22 protein-coding genes and 1 riboswitch are annotated in these 23,369 nt (G+C 42.1%); of the genes, 17 read left to right on the top strand and 5 right to left on the bottom strand.

The window, feature by feature from the left end:
- Positions 1-18: 18 nt before the first annotated feature.
- On the bottom strand, positions 19-894 hold the full coding sequence (locus AC5ELV_RS18915; RefSeq protein ID WP_493431408.1) for an SDR family NAD(P)-dependent oxidoreductase: 876 nt from the start codon (positions 892-894) through the stop codon (positions 19-21).
- Between the two features lie 198 nt (positions 895-1,092).
- Between AC5ELV_RS18915 and AC5ELV_RS18910 the strand changes: the two genes are divergently transcribed.
- The 3 genes from AC5ELV_RS18910 (at position 1,093) to AC5ELV_RS18900 (ending at position 3,967) form a co-directional block, all read left to right on the top strand.
- Positions 1,093-1,560 carry a MarR family winged helix-turn-helix transcriptional regulator gene (locus AC5ELV_RS18910; protein WP_493431407.1) on the top strand — a complete coding sequence of 156 codons (468 nt, stop codon included), beginning with the start codon at positions 1,093-1,095 and terminating at the stop codon, positions 1,558-1,560.
- Between the two features lie 47 nt (positions 1,561-1,607).
- The gene (locus AC5ELV_RS18905; protein WP_493431406.1) at positions 1,608-2,054 is read left to right on the top strand and encodes a GNAT family N-acetyltransferase; all 447 of its coding nucleotides are present in this window, start codon (positions 1,608-1,610) and stop codon (positions 2,052-2,054) included.
- A 533-nt stretch (positions 2,055-2,587) separates the two neighbouring features.
- Positions 2,588-3,967, top strand: a complete 1,380-nt coding sequence (locus AC5ELV_RS18900; protein ID WP_493431405.1) for an amino acid permease — start codon at positions 2,588-2,590, stop codon at positions 3,965-3,967.
- 462 nt (positions 3,968-4,429) lie between these two features.
- Here the strand turns inward: AC5ELV_RS18900 and AC5ELV_RS18895 are convergent, their stop codons facing one another.
- Entirely contained in the window at positions 4,430-5,470 is a 1,041-nt protein-coding gene (locus tag AC5ELV_RS18895; RefSeq protein WP_071559260.1) for an NAD(P)-dependent alcohol dehydrogenase, read from the bottom strand.
- A 339-nt stretch (positions 5,471-5,809) separates the two neighbouring features.
- On the opposite strand from AC5ELV_RS18895, the gene AC5ELV_RS18890 reads away from it, so the two are divergent.
- The 3 genes from AC5ELV_RS18890 (at position 5,810) to AC5ELV_RS18880 (ending at position 10,614) form a co-directional block, all read left to right on the top strand.
- Entirely contained in the window at positions 5,810-6,226 is a 417-nt protein-coding gene (locus AC5ELV_RS18890) for a MerR family transcriptional regulator (protein ID WP_023987117.1), read from the top strand.
- 390 nt (positions 6,227-6,616) lie between these two features.
- Positions 6,617-7,324, top strand: coding sequence for a hypothetical protein (locus AC5ELV_RS18885; RefSeq protein ID WP_493431404.1), 708 nt, complete (start codon positions 6,617-6,619; stop codon positions 7,322-7,324).
- A gap of 422 nt (positions 7,325-7,746) precedes the next feature.
- Positions 7,747-10,614, top strand: a complete 2,868-nt coding sequence (locus tag AC5ELV_RS18880) for a DUF3863 domain-containing protein (protein ID WP_493431403.1) — start codon at positions 7,747-7,749, stop codon at positions 10,612-10,614.
- A gap of 101 nt (positions 10,615-10,715) precedes the next feature.
- On the opposite strand, the gene AC5ELV_RS18875 is transcribed toward AC5ELV_RS18880, so the two are convergent.
- On the bottom strand, positions 10,716-11,390 hold the full coding sequence (locus tag AC5ELV_RS18875) for an NAD(P)H-dependent oxidoreductase (protein WP_493431402.1): 675 nt from the start codon (positions 11,388-11,390) through the stop codon (positions 10,716-10,718).
- A gap of 144 nt (positions 11,391-11,534) precedes the next feature.
- Here AC5ELV_RS18875 and AC5ELV_RS18870 point away from each other — a divergent pair, with 144 nt between their 5' ends.
- The 3 genes from AC5ELV_RS18870 to AC5ELV_RS18860 all read left to right on the top strand — a co-directional run bounded on the left by AC5ELV_RS18870 (position 11,535) and on the right by AC5ELV_RS18860 (position 14,286).
- Positions 11,535-11,927, top strand: coding sequence for a winged helix-turn-helix transcriptional regulator (locus AC5ELV_RS18870; protein ID WP_068938572.1), 393 nt, complete (start codon positions 11,535-11,537; stop codon positions 11,925-11,927).
- A gap of 193 nt (positions 11,928-12,120) precedes the next feature.
- Positions 12,121-13,110 carry an ABC transporter substrate-binding protein gene (locus AC5ELV_RS18865; protein WP_493431401.1) on the top strand — a complete coding sequence of 330 codons (990 nt, stop codon included), beginning with the start codon at positions 12,121-12,123 and terminating at the stop codon, positions 13,108-13,110.
- A gap of 192 nt (positions 13,111-13,302) precedes the next feature.
- Positions 13,303-14,286, top strand: a complete 984-nt coding sequence (locus AC5ELV_RS18860; protein ID WP_493431400.1) for a phosphotransferase — start codon at positions 13,303-13,305, stop codon at positions 14,284-14,286.
- 244 nt (positions 14,287-14,530) lie between these two features.
- On the opposite strand, the gene AC5ELV_RS18855 is transcribed toward AC5ELV_RS18860, so the two are convergent.
- Positions 14,531-15,166, bottom strand: coding sequence for a cyclodeaminase/cyclohydrolase family protein (locus AC5ELV_RS18855; RefSeq protein WP_493431399.1), 636 nt, complete (start codon positions 15,164-15,166; stop codon positions 14,531-14,533).
- Positions 15,163-16,029, bottom strand: a complete 867-nt coding sequence (locus tag AC5ELV_RS18850; protein WP_029517626.1) for a bifunctional 5,10-methylenetetrahydrofolate dehydrogenase/5,10-methenyltetrahydrofolate cyclohydrolase — start codon at positions 16,027-16,029, stop codon at positions 15,163-15,165. Before AC5ELV_RS18850 ends, AC5ELV_RS18855 begins: the two co-directional genes overlap by 4 nt.
- Before the next feature lie 113 nt (positions 16,030-16,142).
- A riboswitch (ZMP/ZTP riboswitch) is annotated at positions 16,143-16,227 on the bottom strand.
- 213 nt (positions 16,228-16,440) lie between these two features.
- On the opposite strand from AC5ELV_RS18850, the gene desA reads away from it, so the two are divergent.
- The 8 genes from desA to AC5ELV_RS18810 all read left to right on the top strand — a co-directional run bounded on the left by desA (position 16,441) and on the right by AC5ELV_RS18810 (position 23,317).
- A complete protein-coding gene (gene desA / locus AC5ELV_RS18845; protein ID WP_493431398.1) occupies positions 16,441-17,502 on the top strand; it encodes a Delta(5) desaturase DesA in 1,062 nt (353 codons plus the stop codon).
- Positions 17,503-17,789: 287 nt separating this feature from the next.
- Positions 17,790-18,335: a PadR family transcriptional regulator gene (locus AC5ELV_RS18840; protein ID WP_493431397.1), complete on the top strand. Its 546-nt coding sequence runs from the start codon at positions 17,790-17,792 to the stop codon at positions 18,333-18,335.
- Positions 18,313-18,810, top strand: coding sequence for a hypothetical protein (locus tag AC5ELV_RS18835; RefSeq protein ID WP_493431396.1), 498 nt, complete (start codon positions 18,313-18,315; stop codon positions 18,808-18,810). Before AC5ELV_RS18840 ends, AC5ELV_RS18835 begins: the two co-directional genes overlap by 23 nt.
- A gap of 171 nt (positions 18,811-18,981) precedes the next feature.
- Positions 18,982-20,115 carry a sensor histidine kinase gene (locus AC5ELV_RS18830; protein ID WP_493431395.1) on the top strand — a complete coding sequence of 378 codons (1,134 nt, stop codon included), beginning with the start codon at positions 18,982-18,984 and terminating at the stop codon, positions 20,113-20,115.
- Positions 20,112-20,711 carry a response regulator transcription factor gene (locus tag AC5ELV_RS18825; protein ID WP_025683815.1) on the top strand — a complete coding sequence of 200 codons (600 nt, stop codon included), beginning with the start codon at positions 20,112-20,114 and terminating at the stop codon, positions 20,709-20,711. The genes AC5ELV_RS18830 and AC5ELV_RS18825 overlap by 4 nt, the downstream gene beginning before the upstream one ends.
- Before the next feature lie 145 nt (positions 20,712-20,856).
- On the top strand, positions 20,857-21,477 hold the full coding sequence (locus AC5ELV_RS18820) for a deoxynucleoside kinase (RefSeq protein WP_134903866.1): 621 nt from the start codon (positions 20,857-20,859) through the stop codon (positions 21,475-21,477).
- Positions 21,477-22,118 carry a deoxynucleoside kinase gene (locus tag AC5ELV_RS18815; protein WP_493431394.1) on the top strand — a complete coding sequence of 214 codons (642 nt, stop codon included), beginning with the start codon at positions 21,477-21,479 and terminating at the stop codon, positions 22,116-22,118. The genes AC5ELV_RS18820 and AC5ELV_RS18815 overlap by 1 nt, the downstream gene beginning before the upstream one ends.
- 197 nt (positions 22,119-22,315) lie before the next feature.
- Positions 22,316-23,317 (top strand): Gfo/Idh/MocA family protein, encoded by a 1,002-nt coding sequence (locus tag AC5ELV_RS18810; protein WP_049827624.1) that lies wholly within the window; start codon positions 22,316-22,318, stop codon positions 23,315-23,317.
- Positions 23,318-23,369 lie beyond the last annotated feature (52 nt).

The raw sequence follows: 23,369 nt of genomic DNA, 5'->3' as shown, positions 1-23,369 counted from the left end.
TCGATTTTAAATTCTATTTCATTCCAAAACCCCTTTTTGCCGCAACAATTGGGTTGTAGTACTCCAAAGTAGGCGTTGCATCTCGGTATCCCCACCAGGGTAAGTCGGCACAATTAGCTTACCAGTGCCAACATTAAAATATCCGCCTGTCACTTCTTGATATTGGTTTTCTGTTGCTAAACGAATAATGATGTCCGCTCCTTTCCGTGGGTCTCCAATATGCAAAGCGTTCAATATTTTTGCAAGTATCGAAGAAAATCCTAACTCGCGACCAAGGCCGGTAACGTTAAAGCCTGGATTAAGTGCGTTTACTACGATTCCAGTTCCATCCAGCTGACGTCCAAGTTCTTCTGTAAACATGATATTAAGAAGTTTGGTCTTTCCGTATATCTTAGATGAACCTCTTGCGGTAAATGCAGATGTATCTGTTAAGTCCTCCGGTAATTTTAATTCACCATGGTTGCGTGATGCTTCAGAAGCCACATTGACGATCCTAGCATTTGTGGATTCCATTAGTGAATTGAGTAGTGTATGCGTTAACAACCACGGGGCAAGATAGTTTACTGCTATCATTTCTGTCAAACCCTCTGAGGTTATGCGTTGTTCAAATCCATGTAATCCAGCATTGTTCACTAATACATCAATCTTTGGATAATTAGCTTTAATTTCATCCCCAATACGTTTGACTTCTTTCATAAGAGACAGGTCCCCGAAAAAAAAGTCTACCTTTGTACTTGGCGCCAGATCTTTTAAAATATTTTTAGTCGTTTCAGCACGTTTTTCATTTCTGGCTGTTAAAACTAGATGTGCCCCGCGTTTGGCTAATTCAATTGCTACCCATTGTCCAAGACCGTTAGTAGCACCAGTGATTACTATAATCGGATATGTCGACATATAGATCATCCTCCAAATTCTCGAACCAATTACATTCATATTCATGTCTACGCTTTACGGTTGTGGATGCTTTATACTGTAGATATTCTGCTTGACACTTACTCAAAGTTGAAAATATGATTGACATATATCAAGTATATGTATTTTGATTGATATATGTCAAATATATCCGAACTAATTCAAATAAGGTGGAGACATATGGATCATAAAACTCAACATCCAAATTCTACAAGAGAGCAATTAGAACGGAATCTTGGTGAACAACTTAATGCACTTATAAGCGCTTCGCATGCACTCAATGTAAAAACTGCGGCACTTTTCGATCCATCATTACAACCTGCAGCTTTTCTGATTGTACGTTGTCTCCTGTCATACGGTCCGGCAAGCGCTACATTTTTGGCGGAATCCACCGCTATGGATCGAAGCTCTGTTAGTCGGCTTGTTACTCAACTTAAACACTTGAATTATGTAAAAAGTGAAACTCATCCTGAGGATCGTCGGGGAGTGTTGATATCCCTGACAGCTAATGGTCGTGAAAAAGCCTTGGAAGCTTTAAAAGAAAAAGAAAAAGAGTTTTATCAACGTATTTCAACATGGGAGGATTCCAAACTTGAAGCGTTTATTGGTATGCTGAAGAGTTTTAATGGGCAAGAGTGCGAGGAGTAATGATTCGACATAAAGCATCGTATGATGTAAATAGGGGGCATTCAAGAGTGAAAGAAAAAAACATTAGGGAAATTAGGGGAACTGATTATCATGATATTTATTTATTGAACCAAGATTTTAACCCCAATCTAGATCTATTTCCTGAAGAAAAAGTAAAAGAGAAAATTGAAATGATTATAAAGGAATCAAAAGATGTGATCTTTGTTTGTGAAGAAAACAACGGGGTGTTAGGATATATTCATGGAAGCCCATATGAATTACTTTTTTCTGAATCTTTGGTAAATGTACTAGGATTTGTTGTTAAAGAAAAGTATAGAAATCAAGGTATAGGTAGCATGTTGATTGAGCGTCTTGAACAGTGGGGAAAGTCCCATGGATTTTCTGGGATCAAACTGTTATCTCACCCAAGTCGGATACAGGCTCACAGGTTCTATGAACGACGTGGCTATATGTTTACCAAGGATCAGAAAAATTTTATAAAAAATCTCAAATAAATACATATTCATTCATCATTGAATAAGTGGGTTCAAAAGCCTGATCTTCAACTCCTTGTTTGGAATTCATGCCTATTTATATCACAAGGTAATGTTTGAAATGTTGCTCTTTCATTCGGAATTCATGTTTTCCACCGTTTGAATACAGATTTCCAATAGACCTAATATCGTGATATTAATCATTGAAAAACTAGTTATGTTTAGTACTCTAATGCATCGCATTAAATTGACCATTGTTCAGAAAACATGAATCACCTTCCTTTCCATTTCATGCCTAAATATGTCTGCTAATTAGCAGTTGTATTTAGGCGTTTTTTGTCATACAATGCATCTAATGCTACGGACTCGGTCTTAGAAACAGTAAGGTTTGGACGGTAAATAGGACGTGGTTTCCTTGTATATTTAAGAATCGTGGAACTACTTTGTAGTCGTTCACTCACGACCACGTCAGTCTGAAAAATTAATAATGTTTGGGGGCAGTTTTCCGGATCATTAGCGTTTGATGATGAACATATACGAAGGGGAGCGTTCTTTTGGAATCGAAACAATTAACGAGAGGGCTAAAGCCACGGCACGTTGAGTTGATTGCGCTTGGAGGCACGATTGGCGTCGGTTTGTTTATGGGGTCGGCAAGTACGATAAAATGGGCAGGTCCCTCAGTGCTGTTGGCTTATCTCTTAGCTGGGATTATTATGTTTTTTGTCATGCGGATCATGGGGGAAATGCTGATTCTTGAACCGGTGACAGGCTCATTCGCTACATTTGCTCATAAATACATCAGCCCTTTAGCCGGTTTCTTGACCGCCTGGAGCTATTGGTTTTTATGGGTTACCGTAGGGATGGCGGAAGTCACTGCGATTGGGGTATATGTGGGCTACTGGTTTCCAGATATTCCGCAATGGCTACCAGCTTTGGCAGGTGTAATTATTATTGCATTGGCCAATTTGGCGGCTGTGAAATTTTATGGGGAATTTGAGTTTTGGTTTGCGATGATTAAGATTGTCGCTATTATCTTCATGCTAGTAGTGGGTACGGGGATGATCTTCTTTGGACTCGGTAACGGTGGACAACCGATAGGTCTATCCAATCTGTTCAGCCATGGCGGCTTCTTTGCAGGTGGCTTGAAAGGGTTTCTATTTGCACTCTGCATTGTAACAGCGGCTTACCAAGGGATAGAGATGGTGGGTATTACGGCAGGTGAAGCTGAAAATCCGAAAATGACACTGCGAAAAGCTATTAAAAACATCATTTGGCGTATTTTGATTTTCTATGTGGGTGCAATCTTTGTCATTGTTACGATTTATCCTTGGAACCAAATTGGAGAGATCGGTAGCCCATTTGTTCTGACTTTTGCCAAGGTAGGAATTGTGGCCGCTGCGGGTATCATTAACTTTGTTGTACTTACAGCTGCGATGTCCGGCTGCAACAGTGGTATTTACAGTGCGGGCAGAATGTTATATACATTAGCTAAGAACGGACAAGCTCCCAAATTTTTCGGGAAAGTTTCCCCAAGCGGTGTTCCTAGAAATAGTATTATTACGACCATTTCTTTGCTGCTGGTAGGAGTGATATTTAACTACTTAATGCCTGATTCCAAACTGTTTCTGTACATTTACAGCGCCAGTGTTCTCCCAGGCATGGTACCGTGGTTTGCATTAGCGATCAGTCAATTTAAATTCAGGAAAAAGTGGAAGGACGAAATGAAGGATCACACCTTTAAGTCTCGTTTTTTTCCGATCAGTAATTACATCACCATTACCTTTTTGTTGCTTGTGATCGTTGGAATGTGGTTTAATCCAGACACACGCTTGCCGTTGATTGTCGGGGCAACATTCATGGCGATCGTCATTGTTGGATATTTTATCTTTGGCATAGGAAAGCGGCAGAGAATTGAAGAATTAGAGGAAAACTAAAAAATTGCTAAATATGTAACATTTGCCGAGCGCAATTCAGATGATCCTGAGTTCGCTCGGCTTTTCTTTTGCATGACGAGAGAGAGGGCTATGGAAGGTTATTACTGAGGTATAGAACCGTGTGGTTAGCCTGTTCGTACTACAAGTGTAAATATAGAGACAAAAAAAGTGAGAACGAAAACTGAGAAGTTTATTATTGCTACACTCTTACGATTGGCTTTAAACTCTGTAATTCCCGAAAATAAAAACATAAACGCTAAAAAAAATTGTGAGACTTTGTATAAGTCCTCGTAAGTGTCTGGGTATGCGAGTGATAAGGTCAGCCCCTTGTATTTCAAATAAATACAAAAGGAGGAAAAAGACAATAAGATGGTAGACAGAATAAAGTGAAGGTGTCCCAAGTAATACTTTGGGGACACCTTCACAATTAAAATCACTTGTACAACTTATGATTTACATAGCTTACATTGTGCTAATGTCAATCACGAATCTATACTTCACATCAGAAGCTAACACTCGTTTGTAGGCTTCGTCAATCTGGTCGGCCGATATCACTTCAATTTTAGGAACAATATTGTGTTTTGCACAGAAATCCAACATTTCCTGTGTCTCACGGATTCCTCCTATCATTGAACCAGCAAATGAACGGCGATGTCCGATAAGGGACATCACATTTAGTGACAACGGCTCTCCAGGGGCACCGACATTCACCAAAGTTCCATCTAGATTGAGTAGTGCAAAATAAGCATCCATATCGATGGCAGCACTTACCGTGTTAATAATCAAATCAAAGTGCCCAGCAAGTTTTTCAAATGTTTCTGGTTCGCTTGTAGCATAATAGTGATCCGCACCAAATTGCAAGCCATCATCTTTTTTCTTTAATGTTTGGGATAGAACGGTTACCTCAGCACCCATAGCATGTGCGATCTTGATAGCCATATGGCCAAGGCCTCCCATTCCCACAACGGCCACTTTCTTATCTGGACCAGCACCCCAGCGGTTCAACGGTGAATAAGTCGTAATACCTGCACAAAGTAATGGAGCAGCCACGTCAAGCTCAATGTTATCTGGAATTTTTACTACAAAATCCTCAGTTACGACAATGTGGGTAGAATATCCGCCTTGTGTAGGCTCGCCGTATTTGTCAACACCAGCATAGGTAGGGACATTTCCTTTAAGGCAGTATTGTTCTTCTCCTTTACGACAGTTCTCACATTCGCCACAGGAATCAACCATACAGCCAACCCCTACCCGGTCACCAACTCTGTACTTTGTAACCTCAGATCCTACCTCCGTGACAATCCCTGCAATTTCATGTCCAGGTACGAGGGGGTAGTTCACTGGCCCCCATTCGCCGTGAGCAGTGTGGATGTCAGAATGGCATATGCCTGCATATTTAATTTCAATCAGAACATCGTGTGAAACAAGATCCCGTCGTTTAATTTCAGCCGATCGAAATGGTTTGTCTGGGCCATCGACAGCTCGTGCTTTAGCAGTTATCATAAATAGCCTCCTATTATTTGTATTTTTCAAGAGAATGCAGTTATATCGGTATAAATTGAAAACAAGCTGAAGTCGGTTGAAGTTCCTCTTCATTTATTTCCATTTATACTTTTTCTCTTGCAAATCAATGTTAATCCTTATAGTTAACTCTAAGTCAAGTGCAGATTTATAAGCCTCTATCCAGTAATGTTGTTTTCTTGCTAATTATATTTCGTTAGATAGCACCTGATTCTACTTTTCCTATAAGGGGACTTTGACATTCAACAAATAACTTGATAGAATCCCCCTTAATTATAGAGTTAACTCGAAGTCTATGTCATTAAAAATAGGAGATACATGATGAAGACATATTCTATCAGCGAAGTTGCAAAAGAATTGAATCTTACAGCATACGCTTTGCGTTACTACGACAAGGAGGGACTTATGCCTTTTGTAGAACGGACGTCTAGCGGAACAAGATTATTTAAAGAATCCGATATCGACGCTTTAAAAATAATTGAATGTCTAAAATCCACCGGGATGCCGATCAAAGAAATTAAAAATTTCATTGATTGGTGTTCTGGTGGGGATTCCACACTACAACAAAGATATGACATGTTTATGGAACGTAAAGCTACTGTAGAAGCACAAATGGAAGAACTTAAAAAAACAATGGAAGTTATTGAACATAAATGCTCATATTACAAAACTGCATTGGAAGCCGGAACGGAAAATATTCATAAAAACAATAAAATAGGGAGTCTCATTACTAACTAATAGAAAAGCATCTGTAATTCATCCATTTCTATATGAATTACAGATGCTTTCGTTTGTAATATTCGATTTACTACAACCTACTGATTTAAAACAGCACGATCGGCTTTAGAAAACTAGGAACCAACTATAATGTAACTTGAACAGGCAGGAGTAGTACCGAGGATCAAGTATTCCGAAAGTCAACTGGCAATTTGCCCATTATATAGGTTGAGAGCGCCGCGAATGAAAAAGCCTTCGCTGCAACCGATCAGTAAAACACAGACAAATAGTAAATTATCAAGGACATAATTTATCCACACTTTCTTCTAATATTTAACTGTCGATAGAATTATTGAAAGGCTATAATGCTAATGATGATTTGAGTGTACTTGGAGAAAAGAGGTTGAGGGTATGAAGTTGAAAAAATGGCCGTTAGTATTCATGCTAGGTATTATTATGCTGGTATCTGTAGGCTGGAACAGTGGAATATCTTATGCAAAATATTATTATGAATACACTTGGGATCAGTACAAGGGGACTGAAATCAAGACGTACAGGCTGACACCAGTAGCTGGAAGAGCTGGATTCATGGATCAGGAAAAGGCCTTAGCTGCTATTGGCAAAACCCCGAATGTGTATGGAAAGTTCAGTGGCTATAGAACAGAGAAAACAACTGAAATTGCAACCAAGAGTGTAACAGATGAGGTTTATAAATATGCAGTTGTTGATTTTATTAGCGACAAGGAGCCAGAAACTGTAGAATACGTTAATCCAAAAGGTGGAATTCCTAATACATGGAACGGAACCGATGAGATTCGAATTTTTATGAGAGGATCTGAGGCAGCTTCTTTGGCAGAACTGTTTTATGAGGGAACTCCAAGTGAAGGACGCTATCATTTTAATGCTGACGATGTCTACTTAGTTACATTCTGGTCCAGCACAGTAAAACCAATCACTGAAATGTCTGCTGAAGCACTAGTTGAGGAAGGCCCCCCTACGCTTATAAATCGAGAGTTGGTAGGCCAAATAAAAGACAAAGATCCTGCTGCTTATCCGCAAAACGGAACTTTAAACGGCTACTTTTATGTTTATAAGGGTTCAGAGTTTAAAGAGAATTAAAAGAGCAGACAGGATTTAATAAGTATATATGTACACGAGAACGAGATAACATTTTGTATTCTCCAAGCGAATGCGGATACAGATGTTATCTCTTTTTTTATTTGTATACGGGATCAACATAGTAACTCAAAAAGAGATAAATATTTAATTACCAATGAAAACCATTGTTTAGTGATAGGGAATTACGGCTTAAAAAAACATGGTGAATAAACAGGACAGTAGATTGCCAAAACCACTTTTTTTGCTGGCTTTATTCAATCCTAGGGAGAATATTCCGATAATTCAAGTATATACAGTTTGGTGTTAACAGTAATGAAAAACCGTTTGAAAACAAGAGAGATTAATTTTCAAAGTTGATATGAAGGTACAGGCGAAAGTGGCCTCAGTGCTATCTCGTAAAGGAGGTGTAATGATTTCGAATAATGAATTATGAAAAAAAGTTAAAACAAATTAGGCATTACATGGCTGGTTTACTGGCTGTCTGGTTGTTCTGTATACATAGTGCGCCTGTTTTTGCGGACAGAGCCTTTAACGATATCGAACATTCCTATGCAGCTGATGCGATTGAGGCCATGGCTGCTCAAGGTTATGTTACGGGTTATCAGGACGGGAGCTTTCGACCTTTACAATTTATCTCGCGACAGGAATGGGCAAGCATTTTCGCTAAAACCTTAAAGCGAACATCGAATAACAGAGGCATAACTTCTTTTCGTGATGTGTCACCGTGGGCTTTACCCTATGTACAGGCCTTGCAGGAAGAGAGCATTACGAAAGGAATTAGTGATCAATTATTCGGTGCCAAGCACAATATGACTCGTCAGGATATGGCTGTTTGGTATGCTCGGTATTTTGGTGTTACTGAAGATACCCGATCGGCTGGTATATCCAGTTTTGTGGATCAATCGGATGTATCAGGTTATGCACAAACGAGCGTATGGCTGATGGAACGGTTGGAACTGATCGAGGGGGATACGAGTCATTATTTCCATCCCAAAGAGTCTGTGAGACGGCAGGACGCCACGCTGGTTGCTTATCGAATATGGTTAGGTGGTGACGATCTGAGAGAACGTGCCAAGCGTTTGCTAGGGTCATTAGGAGATGGAACTGCAACGATGCCTCAGACGACCAGCCAACAAGAATCGAAGAAGATCGAGGTCGATGTGACACCGGAAATTAGTCAACAACCTGTGAATTCGGAAATCGAGGAGCCTAAAAGGCATCGCCCAAGGCCTGACTCACCAGTAACTCCGGTACCACCAACAGAGCCAAAACCGGAAACGCCGGTGACACCACCAGAACCGAAGCCGGGACCTAACCCGAAACCACCAGTAATTCCGGTAGATCCATCGGATCATTCTTCGGATTTTCTGGTAGATGAAGTCGTAATCAAGGCGCCGGAGCTGGTAAATCAACCGGAAACGTACCCATCATACCAGCTATCCTTTCAGCTCTACAATAAAGGGCGACCCGTAAGCATTCCTGCTGCCAGCGTCACAAGTGTTACGTACACATTTAGTGATGGGCTAGGTATTTTTGATGAACAAGGAAAAATTAGACATCCCGAAAATATTCCGGCTGCGGACAGCTTCATTCCTGTAGAAATGAAGGTCACCGTTGCCAAACCTTATCAGGTTCTCACAGCTCAGGCCAAGCTGAACGTGAAAGGGAAGACTCCGCCGGCAGAACCACCGAACGTAATCAGGTCCGTATACTTGGCCACGTATACTATTTCAGAGGCGGCTACTTTAGATCCTGCTGCTTGGAGTATGTCCTACGTATTTCATAATGCTAATGGAGAGGTAATAGCTCCTGGATCGCTGCCGTCAGACTTGATACTTCGGATAGAGGATTCCAGAGGAATATTTGACGAGAATGGAAAGATTGCCAACCTGCATTTGATTCCGACAGTGAACTCGGTCGTTCCGTTAAAGATCACGGTTGAGTCACCATCCCAAGGGATTCTCTTCACATCCGATGCGGAATTAACAGTAGTACCGGGAGAACGCAAAAAGCAATACTTTGCTGTCTCCATCATGCTGCAGGGAAGCGTAACTACCGTTGACCAAATTAAGCAATCTCGTCAATTGCTGATGGACCACTTTGGTCCCAATATCAAAGTGACATGGGCGATGCAAAACGGTTTTGTTTTTGCAGAAGCAAATCGCCCGCAGCTTAAACAGGTTCTGGAATTCGTCGATCAGTATGGAGATGAAGTCGGAATTCTGGCGGGGTACCCGAACCAGACCGAGCCCGGGCTTCCTGTTTGGGAAGCAAAGATGGATGAGTGGCTATACATGTATCGTTATAATGCATTCAATGAGCTGCACCAATCCGGTACAATGGGATCACCATCCGTGTTTGAAAGCATGGATACAGACCAATATCGGAAGTATCTGCCGAAATCATTGACCAGCTTTACGGTGAATCCCGAACAGACTCAATGGTTAAAAGATCACTATCGGATTACATCCGCGATGGGATGGTCGGCTACACAATATAATGTCAACGGTATGTATGGTGAGGGCTCACCTTTGATGCCTTACTGGTCCCATAAGGACAATCCAATTGTTCCCGCACAAGGAATTGCTGATAATAGCGGTACCGTATTCATGAACTCGGTTACGATTGATCCAATTGGATCACGCTATACGAAAGATTCCTCACGCTGGACTCTTCATCCGCTTGACCCCTATGTGACGGAGACGGATGCGGCACCACAACTGTATATAGTACAGCAATATTTGGATAACCCTTATCAACGTGTAAATACGGTAAACTACTTGTCCATTATTTTGGACATCAACGCACTTGCCAACACCCATAACATGGGTCCAATATGGGAGAACTTTGTGAATCATTTCCCGCTTGATCGCAAGGTCGAGATTGTGGGTGTGGACGGGCTGAAACAGATTTATGAATCGGTAGCAGGATCTAATAATGATCATACGGAGTTTACACTGATGTTTAGGGGCTCTGGTATTAAGACGGCTATGGATTCCAATAATTCACCGTCGAATCTGCGTTACTTGTGGACCGAAAATGCCTCACAGCGGATTATTTTATCCAAAGAGGATGGAGATGCGGCATGGTCCATTATTGACTTTACCGATTATACCCGAAAACCGGTTCCGAAGCTGGCCTACAACTTGGATGGTCACACGGACGTAAGCTATGTCACCGGAAGGAACTTCAAGCTATGTCCAACGGCTCCTTTAACAGCAGATGAAATTCAACGCGTAAAGGATCGTTTGAAGGAGATTTACTTTGCAGAAGAAGTAAATTATCAGTAAGTAATTGGAAAAAATTAAGAGCTGAGGTTTTATGAAAAGGGGGCGTCCCCACAGCCATCGAAATGGCTGTGGGGACACCCCTTTGTTTTAGAGAAAAGGTTTTACACCCACTCAATAACCTGATCTACAGATCGCCGAGTTTTGCCACGCGGCTCGTTGAGACGGTAGCCAAATGCCACCATACAAGAAATACCGAAATGCTTGGCATCCATAATGCCTTCTTCAGAGAGGATGCGTTCGATTTCCTGTTTATTAAAACCTTCGATAGGGCAGGAATCAATACCGATTTGAGCTGCGGCAGTCATCATATTGCCCAGTGCGATGTAGGTTTGTCGGCAGCCCCACTCGAACAAGGCTCTTTTATTTTCCTCCAGCCCAAAATCTGATTTTAGAAAGGCATCATACACTTTCTCTCTGCCTTGCATCACGTCAGCTGGTAATTGTTGCACGTTCTCCATTATACTCTTGATATAATCGGAGGAGGCTACCATATCTTCAGGAAGTCTAGAGAGAATGAGTACAAAATGGCTGGCTGTTGGCAGTTGTTTTTGGGCCCCCCAAGAGTAAGGCAGTAGCTTCTCACGCATAGCTTTACTCTGAACGACAACAAATTTCCAAGGTTCAAAGCCAAACGAGCTTGGAGATAAACGACCGGTTTCAAGAATAAAGTCGAAGTCAGAATCGCTAATTTTCTTATGACTATCAAATTCCTTCGTTGCATGTCTGAACTCGTATGCAGATAAGATTTGATCTTTAGTAGTAGCTAAGGTTTCCATCGTTATTCCACTCCTTATGGATGTTGATTAAAATTGACGCTTACCAAGTGACATGCTTAATATTAGAATATACATGACCGTTTTTGAAGTACGCACATTAATGTGCTGTAGTATATAAAATGATACTAAGGAGGAGAAAAGCCTATGCGTAATCGGAAAGGCGGCTTTGGGGAATGTACCGCTGGAAATGATCAGGCGTGTCCAGTTGAGTTCACGCTGGACGTGATTGGGGGTAAATGGAAAGGGATTATTTTATATCATCTCATGTATGGGACTAAGCGATTTAGTGATTTTCGGCGGATCTGTCCGGGGATCACCCAGCGTATGCTGACACTCCAATTGCGCGAGCTGGAAGAGGATGGTGTCGTTCACCGTGAAGTATACCAGCAGGTTCCGCCTAAGGTTGAATATTCTCTCACCGAATTCGGAAAAACGCTGATCCCGATTATTAACCTGATGAAGGATTGGGGAGAAGAATATAAAACAAAACAGCGATCACCAGAAAGCAGTCTTCAGCAACCTAGCCCCAATGTGTAGGTTTTTGAAGACGGCTCCACGAAAAAGACCTGGCCATCACTTTGGCAGGTCTTTTGGTTTATTAAAAAGGAATGTGCAAAGTTCGTTTTTCGGTTGACAGCAAGGACGACGCTTGATATATTTCTTGCGATATTGATAATCATTATCATATGTATCGGAAGATCATCTGCACAATATATAGGGGGCTAATCAGTTGAAAAGAAAATCGTATTTTATGATGACAGCTATGTTACTTGTATTGACTGTATTCATCAGCGCTTGCGGCGGAAATAATAATGGAAGTAATCCGGCTTCATCTTCAGGAGATAAGCAAGAGTCGGCTTCTACTGGAGAGACGAGAAGTTTTAAAACGGTTAAAGGGGATATTCAAATTCCGACCAAGCCACAGCGCATTGTAACGGATTTTTACGGTGGAGAATTGCTGTCCGTGGATGCTAACGTGGTGGGTGTAGAGCCAACTGCGTTTCAAAATCCTTTTCTGACCGATTTGCTGAAGGAACAAGGAACCAAAGAGGTGGGTGATCCGACCAATTTGGAAAAGACGTTGGAACTCAAACCCGATCTGATCGTGGTTATGAAGGATACGAATTATGAGGCTTTGTCAAAAATCGCACCTACCTTGTACATTCCGTACGGTACGACGACTAATATCTATGACACGGTCAAGCTGTTCGGTGATATCGCCGGGGAAAAGGAGAAGGCTGAGCAATTTATTGCTGCATTTGATAAAAAGGCCGCTGAAGGTCGCGCACGTCTTAAAGGTGTGATTGACGAAAAGGCAACTTTCGGTCTGTATGAGCTGACGGACAAGCACGCACTTTGGATCTTTGGCGACAATGCGGGTCGCGGCGGACAAGCCGTGTACAATGCGCTCAAACTGAACATGCCAAAGAAAACAGCTAACTCCAAGGAACAAACGGTGCAGCTTTCGATGGAGGTGTTGCCGCAGTATGATGCAGATTATATGTTCCTGACTACGTATGACCCGGAGAAAAAGGGTGACGCACTCAGACAACTGAAGTCGTCTGCTGTGTGGGGGAATCTTCCTGCGGTGAAGAACAATAGAGTGTTCTTTAACGATTTTGATACGTACTATCGCTACGATCCAATCGCTATTACAGGACAGATTGATATGATCGTAGATATGCTGGTCGAAAGAGAAAAAGAGAATAAAGCTAAATAATAGGTGTGAGATTCACATGGATAAGCACTTCACTACACGGACAGCTGACCGGGGTGAGGTGCTTTTTTTGTTAGATTACTGAATAACTGAATAACAAAAAAATGACAATACGAAGTATAATAAGCCAATATGTGATCTTTCTAATCTTTTTCAAGAGAGTAGTAATGCGGAGATTAACAAGGAGGGAGTCTATTGGAAACATTCTCGACAAATGAAATCATTCAGGTTGACCTAATGGAAGCATTTCATCAATTCTTCGGTTTAAATATAATTGAATCTGTTCCCATCCAACGAGGGTGGTTAAATCTAAAATGGAAAATCACCACGAACAATGGGACTTTTTTATTGAAACAATATAATAAACAAAGATATAAGGATTATAATTTTGATGATCTTTTGAGAGCGTTTTCTCAACAAGAAAGATTGCATGGGCTTGGTCTGGCGTGTCCACGGTTATTTAATCATGAGGGGCAAGTCTTTATGGAATCTGAGCGGAGAGAACGCTTCCTAGTGATGGAATTTTGCTCAGGGACGTTGGTCTCACCAGGAGAGGCTAATATTCACCAATTATATGAACTTGGCAAGGCAACTGGAAAAATGCATCGCTGGTTAAACGACGGGACGCTCAGAAGCAAAAGTACCACGAAACTTGTGCTTTCCAGCCGTGAGGAACGTTTAGCCCATTGGGATTCAGTATGGAAACAAGCGGAGGAAGCCGATAAAAAAGAGCTTTTGGCTGATATCGAAACCCAGCGTAAAGCAACAGAAATGATACATATCGAGATGATGGATGCACATTCACCTGGTTGGGCCCATCGTGACCTTTGGGCGGACAATGTTCTATTCAACGATGATAAGCTCAGTGCAATTCTGGATTTTGACCGATTGGATTATGACTATCCACAGTTGGATATTGCCCGAGCAGTTATGTCTTTTGCCTGGGATAAGCAGTTAAAACTTCCCCTTGTTTCAGCATTTATGGTGGGGTACAGGGAAGAGCATACGATGGTAGAGGGCTGTTTAACAAGATCATTACAATGGCTGTGGTATATGGAAAGTGTTTGGTGGATCAACGCCAACATGGACGAACATTCTGTGCCTATCCGATTCGCTAAAGAAATGAACTGGCTTGCTAGAAATTATAAAGTTCTGCCTGACTTATTAGCAGATATGTAGGGGTTATCTAGATGGAAAGCAGAATGGATTTATAAGCGTCAACCAAAACGAATAAGAGATCGCATATTTATACGCAGTATATAGCATAAAAAACCAGTCCATCATGAATCATGTTTGGACTGGTTTTTTATTTGCTGTTTCGTCGTAATTTTGATAGTATCTTCTTTTTGTATCCAATTAGCTATTTCTTTTGCAAGTACGCAGATATGTTGGTTAGAACAGGTTAAACACGGCTATAATCAGATTAATTTGCGATTCGACTGCGCACGGTCAATAAGGTTTGCTCTTTAATTTGTCCGATTTCACGGATGAGTGCGGCCGTTTTGGCCTCGTAGGATTGTTTGACATCCAAGTCCTTTAACGAGGCAAGGTTAATGTCAACGGTAAGCAGGGCAGATTGAGCGGCGGCTTCGAACAGAATCGCGCCGATGCCGAGATCCGAAATCACATTTTTATTGGACATTTCCACAATGTTATACGCTTGCGACAATCCGTCTCGGCATACTTCCAGCAGGCGCATGGGTACCTCAATGGCAGCGATCACCGCTGTCTGTAAGGAATGAGTACGATAGCGCTTTTCTTCGTCTGTTTCCTTGGGCAAACGCAGCGCGGTCATGTACTGTTCAAAGGATTGGATGTCTGCGACCATTAATTCCTCACAATGTGTAGACAATCTTTCCATGCTGCTAATGACGTTCGTGATTTGTTCATGGATGTGCGCGTATTTTTCTCCTTGTGAAAGGTTGGCGGTCATGGAGGTCATAGCCGCGCCTAGGGCCGCAGACAGTGCGGATACACTTCCTCCGCCGGGGGTAGGCGCTGCACTTGCAGCTTCTTTCAGAAAATGTCCGATGGAATGATTCCACGACAGTTCACTCATGAATAGACCACCTCTCTGGAGTAGTGTTGCAGATGAATTGCTTTGAGCAGATTTTTGTACAAAATCGCAGTCGTTAAGGTGCCCACACCGCCGGGAACCGGAGAAATGGCATGCACCTTTTCCCCAACGTCTAAAGCGGCATCTCCCACTATTTTTCCCTCTAGCGTCTCATTAATTCCCGCATCTACTAAAATCAGACCGGGATGAACCATATCCTGTGTAATCACATCAGGGCATCCGACTGCGACGAAGGCAATGTCTGCATGGCTTAGATGCTCTGCAATATCACGTGTACCTGCATGACAGGCGGTAACGGTGGCATTTTCTCTTTGCAACATGTGGAAAAGGGGAAGTCCCACTGTCTGTCCGATGCCCACGAGTGTAACATTTTTGCCTGCCAATGTGTGACCGTAATGCTTAAGTAGCTCGATACAGGCTTGAGGTGTTGCGGGATATAGTCCGGCGTCACCTGTTACGGTAGCCAGCTTGTTATCAGGTGTAATTCCATCAATATCCTTGTAGGGGGCGATGGATTGTTTAATAACGGAGGCGGAAAGATGTTGGGGAAGCGGCAGTTCCAGCATAATGCCATGTACATGGGATGCATCGTTCAGGCTGCCGATCAGGTGCAGTAGCTCGGTTTCGCTAACATGACGATCAAACGTATGGAGATGAAATGAGATGCCCAGCTTCTCTGCTATTTTTTGCTTGGTCCGTGCATAGTATGCAGATGCCGGATCGCCTTCTACCAATAGGGTTGCCAGATGGGGACGGTGTCCTTGCTGCTTCATTTCTTCTACCTGTGAACGGATCGTTGCATATACTTGCTCAGCTGCTTCTTTGGATTTCATGATAATAGCCATAGTCCGAGCCTCCTCTGAATTTATCGCATAATGAAATCAACAGGGTGTCATGGTCTTGTAAAACGAAAAAAAGTATTTGCACAAGGTCGTCAAGACAGACGAATCCTCTGCAAATACTTCTCCCAGGCGAACGGTACGCTTTTTTTGTATGCTCCCTCGTGGTTCATTCCACTGACTTCGCCAGTCACATACAGCGTTATTATACCTTATATTTTAACAAACAATCATCAGAAAAGAAACCCGCGAACATTTGGAAAACGGGTTATGTTACTTGTCTATATGACAAATGTCATATACACGAACTGACGTTTATGACTACAGCGCCTACAGCGTTCTCCTTATACTGAGATTAGATCAACATGTACGCCTAACAGAATCAAGGTATAGGCGTCATTTTAAAGGAGGATCATAATGAGTATGACACAACTCCCATTAGCCCAATTGAAAAAAAATATGGCTCCCTACGAGAAGATAAACACGAAATCCAGCGTTCTGCAACTCATTAACACCTTGGGTCCACTGATTTTATTATGGTATGCCGCCTATCTCAGTCTGTCGGTATCGTATTGGCTGACCCTTCCGCTTACTATTATTGCTTCCGGGTTTGTTATACGAACGTTTATCATTTTTCATGATTGCGGTCATCAATCGTTCTTCAAAAGCCGCAGGCTGAATGACATTGTGGGCACAATTACAGGTGTTATTACACTTTGCCCGTATGACCAATGGAAAAATAGCCACGCGATCCACCATGCAACCAGCAGTAATTTGGACAAACGAGGTACAGGTGATATGTGGGTGCTTACGGTGGAAGAGTATGTAGAAGCTTCTGCATGGACACGACTAGCTTATCGTATATACCGGAGTCCATGGGGTATGTTCGGACTCGGTCCGATCTACACTTTTTTGATTTCCTATCGCTTTAATACAAAAACGGCGAAACGTAAGGAAAGAATAAATACGCATGTAACGAATATATCTCTAGTTTTATTGTATGCACTGTTGTGCTGGGCCATCGGCTGGCAAGCATTTGTTTTAGTACAGGTACCTATCTTTTTTGTATCGGGTGCGCTCGGTATCTGGTTGTTTTACGTACAACATCAGTTTGAGGATTCTTATTTTGAGCATGATGAAGAGTGGAGCTATATTAATGCAGCCGTAGAAGGCAGTTCTTACTACAAGCTTCCTAAAGTATTGCAATGGATTACGGGCAATATCGGATTTCATCACGTTCATCACTTGAGTCCTAAAGTGCCAAATTACAATTTGGAGAAAGCACATGAAGCGACACCGTTACTTCAAAAGGCGACCACGATCACAGTGAGTAGCAGTCTGCAATCTTTGAAGTTCCGACTTTGGGATGAAAATACGAAAACCTTTTTGACCTTTAAACAAGTGAAGCCGCTCCTCAGCAAACGTATTGCAGTTACGAAACCCATCCCTACACCTGTCGTAGGAACAGAAAGTAAATAACTTGTACAAAACTCTTCTGAAGAGATGTTGAAAAATTACAGTTTACTTTGAGAAATCTAAAGGGATAACATCCTTTTGGATTTTTTTGTATATATTGAAAATGCAGTACTTTCATTTTTTGTTTTAGCAAGCGCTATTGACAAATCGATCGTCAACCTATACATTCTATATATCGAAACGATATATTTCGATTATATATATATAACTTAGCTACATGTAAACAGAGATAAGTTCCCTTTGATTTCAGAAGAATAATTCACTATGCCAGGAAAGAAGGAATAGATTTTATGTTGATTTATGTAATACTTGGGTTCCTCTGCGAAAAGGATATGACAGGATATGAAATCAAGCAGAAGATGACGATAAGTACTTCCAACTTTATTGATGCCAGCTTCGGAAGCATATATCCTATGCTGAAAAAAATGGAAAAGGGGGAGCTTATCACGTATGAAGAAGTGGTAGAGGAAGGCAGATTCAAAAAATCATATGGTATCACGGAAAAAGGAAAGAGTGAATTTATAGAATGGTTAAAAACACCATGTACTTTTTCCCCCTTTAATTATGAGTATTTAAATAAGCTTTTCTTCTATAAATATCTTGACGAGCTTGAGGTTGTTCGATTGATTGCCAGCTTTCAAACTACTGTTGCCTGTGAATATAACAAGCTTGCCTTGATAGAAGAGAAGCACGTTCATCAGATGGGTGTATATGAGCACGCGACGTTGATGTTTGGCAAAGAATATTTTCAGATGATTATGAATTGGCACGATGAACTCACAAGAAAAATTACAGGAAAGAAGGATAATGAAGATGAGAATAACAAAGAAATTTAAATTGCAGATTGCAGCTAAAAATGTGGATTTGTACAAATGGGTAACTGAGATGACTCCAGCTGAATATGAATCATTTTCAAAAGCTCACAAGGCAATGGGCAGTTATTTTGAAAATGGTGAATTCCATATGGTTAATGTGGAAAATATGGGGAATGAGATGATTGTTCAGCACTATCAATTAAAAGAGCACGCAGAGGATCATTTACGTTTCTACTCTGACAAGACTGAAGCATATATATGGCGATGGATACCCGCCATTGTTGGAGTTCCATGGGAAATGAAGATCACGCCTATTGATAACAACTCTTGCGAATTTAGTTGTACGATTGGAGCGGACTTTCCATCTCGGCTACTGGCTTTTGCAGCATGGATAAATGGTTTTGGTGGATTCTTTATGAGAAAACATTTAGCCGATGAGGGCGGAAAATTTGCTGAAGATATAGAAAAGAAATTTAATAACGTCAGGTATGTATAATTCATGAACGAGCTGATCAGAAATATAGACCAGTCCTATTTCAAAGCGCGATCTGGTGCAGTGGGTACACCCCCAGGAAAGGCTTCACCTTTGGTGCTTTCAAGCAGACGAGACCAGTGGTATGATAAGATAAGGGATATAAGTCATGTGAAGTAGAAGAGGGTGGGCAGGATGCAAAAATGGTATCAGATATTCCAAAAAAATACGGGACTTAGCCCTTATGTGTGGGTCGTCTTTTATATCCTGCCCTTTTACTATTTTAGCTCTTCATCTACAAGTCATATTATTCTGGGTACTGCTATTATTTTGGTGTTTTTTGCTTGTTATGTACTGGCTTTTGTGTCGAAAGGCTGGCTCATATATTTTTGGACCAGTGTACAGATTGCCATATCGATTACCATGACACTGCTGTTCAGTTATATGTATTTTTCGATATTTATCGCCTATCTGATCGGTAATATTAAAAGTAAGGCTGCATTTACGACGCTGTATATTATTTTAATGGTTATTACGATTGGATTGATCAACTATGGTTTTGTTTCTGAGAATCCCGTATTTATTAAACAGATTCCTTTTATCCTGCTCAATCTGATCGGTGTGATTCTCCTTCCGATTACGAATTTTAATCGCAACAAAAGCGATCGGCTCCAAGTCCAATTAGAGGATGCCAATAAGAAAATATCGGAATTGATTAAGCTGGAGGAACGGCAAAGAATTGCGCGTGATCTGCATGATACCTTAGGTCAGAAGCTGTCACTCATCGGGCTGAAGAGCGATTTGGCGGGCAAACTGATGGATCAGTACCCGGAGCGGGCTCATGTCGAAATTAACGATGTTCGTCTCACGGCGAGAAGTGCGTTAAAAGAGGTACGGGAAATGGTTACTCAAATGCGCGGCATGCGACTAGAGGATGAACTGCTACGTATTCGGCAGATTTTAAAGGCTGCTCACATTGAATTGGCCTTGAAGGGCGACCCGAAGCTGGAACATACATCATTAATGAATGAAAATGTACTTAGTATGTGTATGAAGGAAGCGGTGACAAATGTGGTTAAGCACAGTGGAGCCACCGCTTGTTCCATCACGATTGAGCCGTCTCGTAAGGAATTAACTCTTCGGATTCAGGATAATGGAGTCGGTATTACGAGAGAACATGGAACCCTTCGTGGAAATGGCCTGCAAGGTATGAAGGAAAGGCTCGAATTCGTGAACGGATGTATGGAGCTGCGTTCAGATCAGGGAACGACCTTGGTCATTAAAGTGCCCAATATCCCTGAAAAGCCGAACGAGGAGGTGGGGCCATGATTCGAATTGTTATCGCGGAGGACCAGCGTATGCTGCTGGGTGCTCTAGCTTCCCTGCTGGACTTGGAAGAGGACATGAAAGTAGTCGGAAAAGCAAGCAACGGGGAAGAAGCTTTAGAACTGGTGAAGCTGCATCAGCCCGATATATGCATTATGGACATCGAAATGCCGATAAAGAGTGGATTAGATGCGGCTGAGGAACTCAAAGGCTTGAACTGCAAGGTGTTGATTTTAACTACGTTTGCCCGCCCCGGGTATTTTGAACGAGCGATCAAGGCGGGGACACACGGTTATCTGCTCAAGGACAGTCCCAGTGAAGAGCTGGCTTCCTCTATTCGCAGTATTATGGCAGGTCGGCGTATTTATGCCCCGGAACTGGTCGATGATGCTTACGCCGAAGTCAACCCGCTAACAGAGCGTGAAAAGACCGTTTTGGCGCTCATTGCTGACGGAAAGAACACAAAAGAGATTGCTGGGGAACTGTATTTAACGACAGGGACGGTGCGCAATTATATTTCAGTCATTCTTGATAAGCTGGGTGTCAGTAACCGGATTGAGGCGATCACACGTTTTAATGAAAAAGGTTGGTTTAAATGAGAAACAGGGACGCTATGAAGCAAAATATAGCGCTCTGTTTTTTTGTTTTATCCATAGATTTGGTATGCCTTTAGCGTACTACCTTGTGATACAATAGGATAGTTGTCCACAGGATGGACTGGAGTACAAGGAGGAGCAGAACCGCATGAAACAAGCCCCATTTATAGCCGTTGAAGGGCCCATCGGAGCAGGTAAAACGACGTTAGCTTCGATGCTTTCAACCGAGCTACATTTGCCGATAATCAAAGAGATTGTTGAGGAGAACCCATTTCTCGATAAATTTTATCAAAATATAGATGAGTGGAGTTTTCAGCTGGAAATGTTTTTTCTCTGCAATCGGTATAAGCAGTTGGAGGATACCGGTCTGCAATATATCGAGAAAGCTCAGCCCGTTATTTCTGATTACCATATCTACAAGAATTTGATTTTTGCAGAACGTACGCTTAAGGGTGTGAAGCTCGAAAAATATCGTCAAATCTATCATTTGCTCACAGATGATATGCCTAAGCCGGACATTATCATTTATATCAAAGCAGATTTGGATACCTTGCTGGGGAGAATTCGCAAGCGTGCGCGCTCTTTTGAACAGGAGATGGACCCCGCCTATCTGGAGCAATTGATCATAGATTATGATAAAGGCATGCAGTTTCTCGCTGAACAGTCCCCTTCCCCTCGTATATTGACCGTGAACGGGAATGAAATTGATTTTGTAGAAAATCAGGCACAATTTAAACAAATTGTTTCCGATGTAAAGGAGCTTATATAGTGAATAATTACAACATTCCTGCGAATGCCCTGATTACGGTAGCGGGCACAGTGGGTGTAGGTAAATCCACGCTGACCGGTGCTTTGGCCGGACGCCTTGGATTTAAAACCTCTTTGGAACAGGTCGATCATAATCCCTATCTGGAGAAGTTTTATCACGATTTCGAGAGATGGAGCTTTCATTTGCAAATTTATTTTCTCGCGGAACGTTTCAAGGAACAAAAGAATATTTTCCTGTCTGGTGGAGGCTTTGTGCAGGATCGTTCTATTTATGAGGACACAGGCATTTTTGCGAAAATGCATGCCGATCAGGGAACGATGAATCCTACCGATTATGAAACGTATACTAGCCTGTTTGAGGCGATGGTGATGACACCGTTTTTCCCGCATCCTGATGTGTTGATCTATTTGGAAGGCAGCTTGCCCTCCATACTGAGTCGGATTGAGGAGCGCGGCCGTGAGATGGAGATCCAGACCGAGCGTTCTTATTGGGAGCAAATGCATCGCAGATATTCCAATTGGATTAACGAATTTGATGCCTGTCCTGTACTGCGTCTGAACATTGATGAGTATGATGTACACGACCCTGCTTCCATGGATACCATTTTGGAAGAAGTAGGAAAAGTGATATCAAAAAAATAGAGATATAACCCCAAATAAATAACAGGGACTGTGGTACAATCAGTATAAATTAAGCTGATAGACCGCAGTCTTTTTTTGTCGAATGAACATGTTGAAGCACGAGATATGACTAACGGTATAGTGGACAAGATTAGGCTGGAATGCGAGAATAGGTACATATGAATTGTAATGACTCACGGGAAGGATGGGATACTGTGATGCGTTTTGGTATTGTTGGAACCAACTGGATAACAGAGAGGTTTATTCAAGCTGCGATGGAGACGGACGAATTTTCCCTGACGGCGGTATACTCACGCACAGAGGATAAGGGCAAAGCTTTTGCTGACAAATATAACAGCCAGCCGGAGGTTTTTACAGACCTGGCGCAAATGGCCGCAAGTGATCAGGTCGATGCCGTATATATTGCCAGCCCCAATTCCTTACATGCGGAGCAGGCGATCTTATGTATGAATCACGGAAAGCACGTGTTGTGTGAGAAACCTTTTGCGTCTAATGCAGCAGAGGTGAAGAGCATGATCGAAGCCGCGCGCAACAACGATGTTCTGCTGATGGAGGCCGTTAAATCCACACTTATGCCTAACTTTAAAATAATAAAGGATCATATGTATAAAATAGGCCGGGTTCGGCGTTATTTTGCAAGCTACTGTCAATACTCCTCACGCTTTGATGCTTTTAAGCAAGGTAAGGTATTGAATGCGTTTAATCCGGCCTTTTCTAATGGTTCCTTGATGGACCTTGGCGTGTATTGTTTGTATCCTATGGTGACTTTGTTCGGCAAACCTGAGGAGGTTCGGGCGGTTGGTGTACTTTTATCCTCTGGTGTCGATGGCGAGGGTAGTATCGTGATGAAGTATCCGGATATGGATGCTACCGTCATGTATTCCAAAATTACAGATTCCTATCTGCCTGCTGAAATTCAGGGTGAGAATGGAACGATGGTGATCGACAAAATCAGTCAGCCCTATGAGGTGAAAATTCATTATCGGGACGGCACGATTGAGGATCTGACCAAAGCTCAGACGCGTGAGCCCATGTATTATGAAATTCAGGAATTTATAGATCTGATCAAGAGTGGTGAACGTAACAGTTCCATTAACTCCTTGGAGTGTTCACTTACAGTCGCTGAAGTGATGGAGGAGGCAAGACAACAATTCGGCCTTCGTTATGAAGCAGATTTGAAAAATACTTCTGCACATTAGTCAGTGGAATGATCGAAATTGCAATGCACAAAGGGCTGCCGATTTTGCAAAC

The organism is Paenibacillus sp. NMA1017 (genome assembly GCF_058895805.1).
Note: the sequence above shows the minus strand (reverse complement) of the source record. Positions and strands in the feature narration are given on the sequence as shown.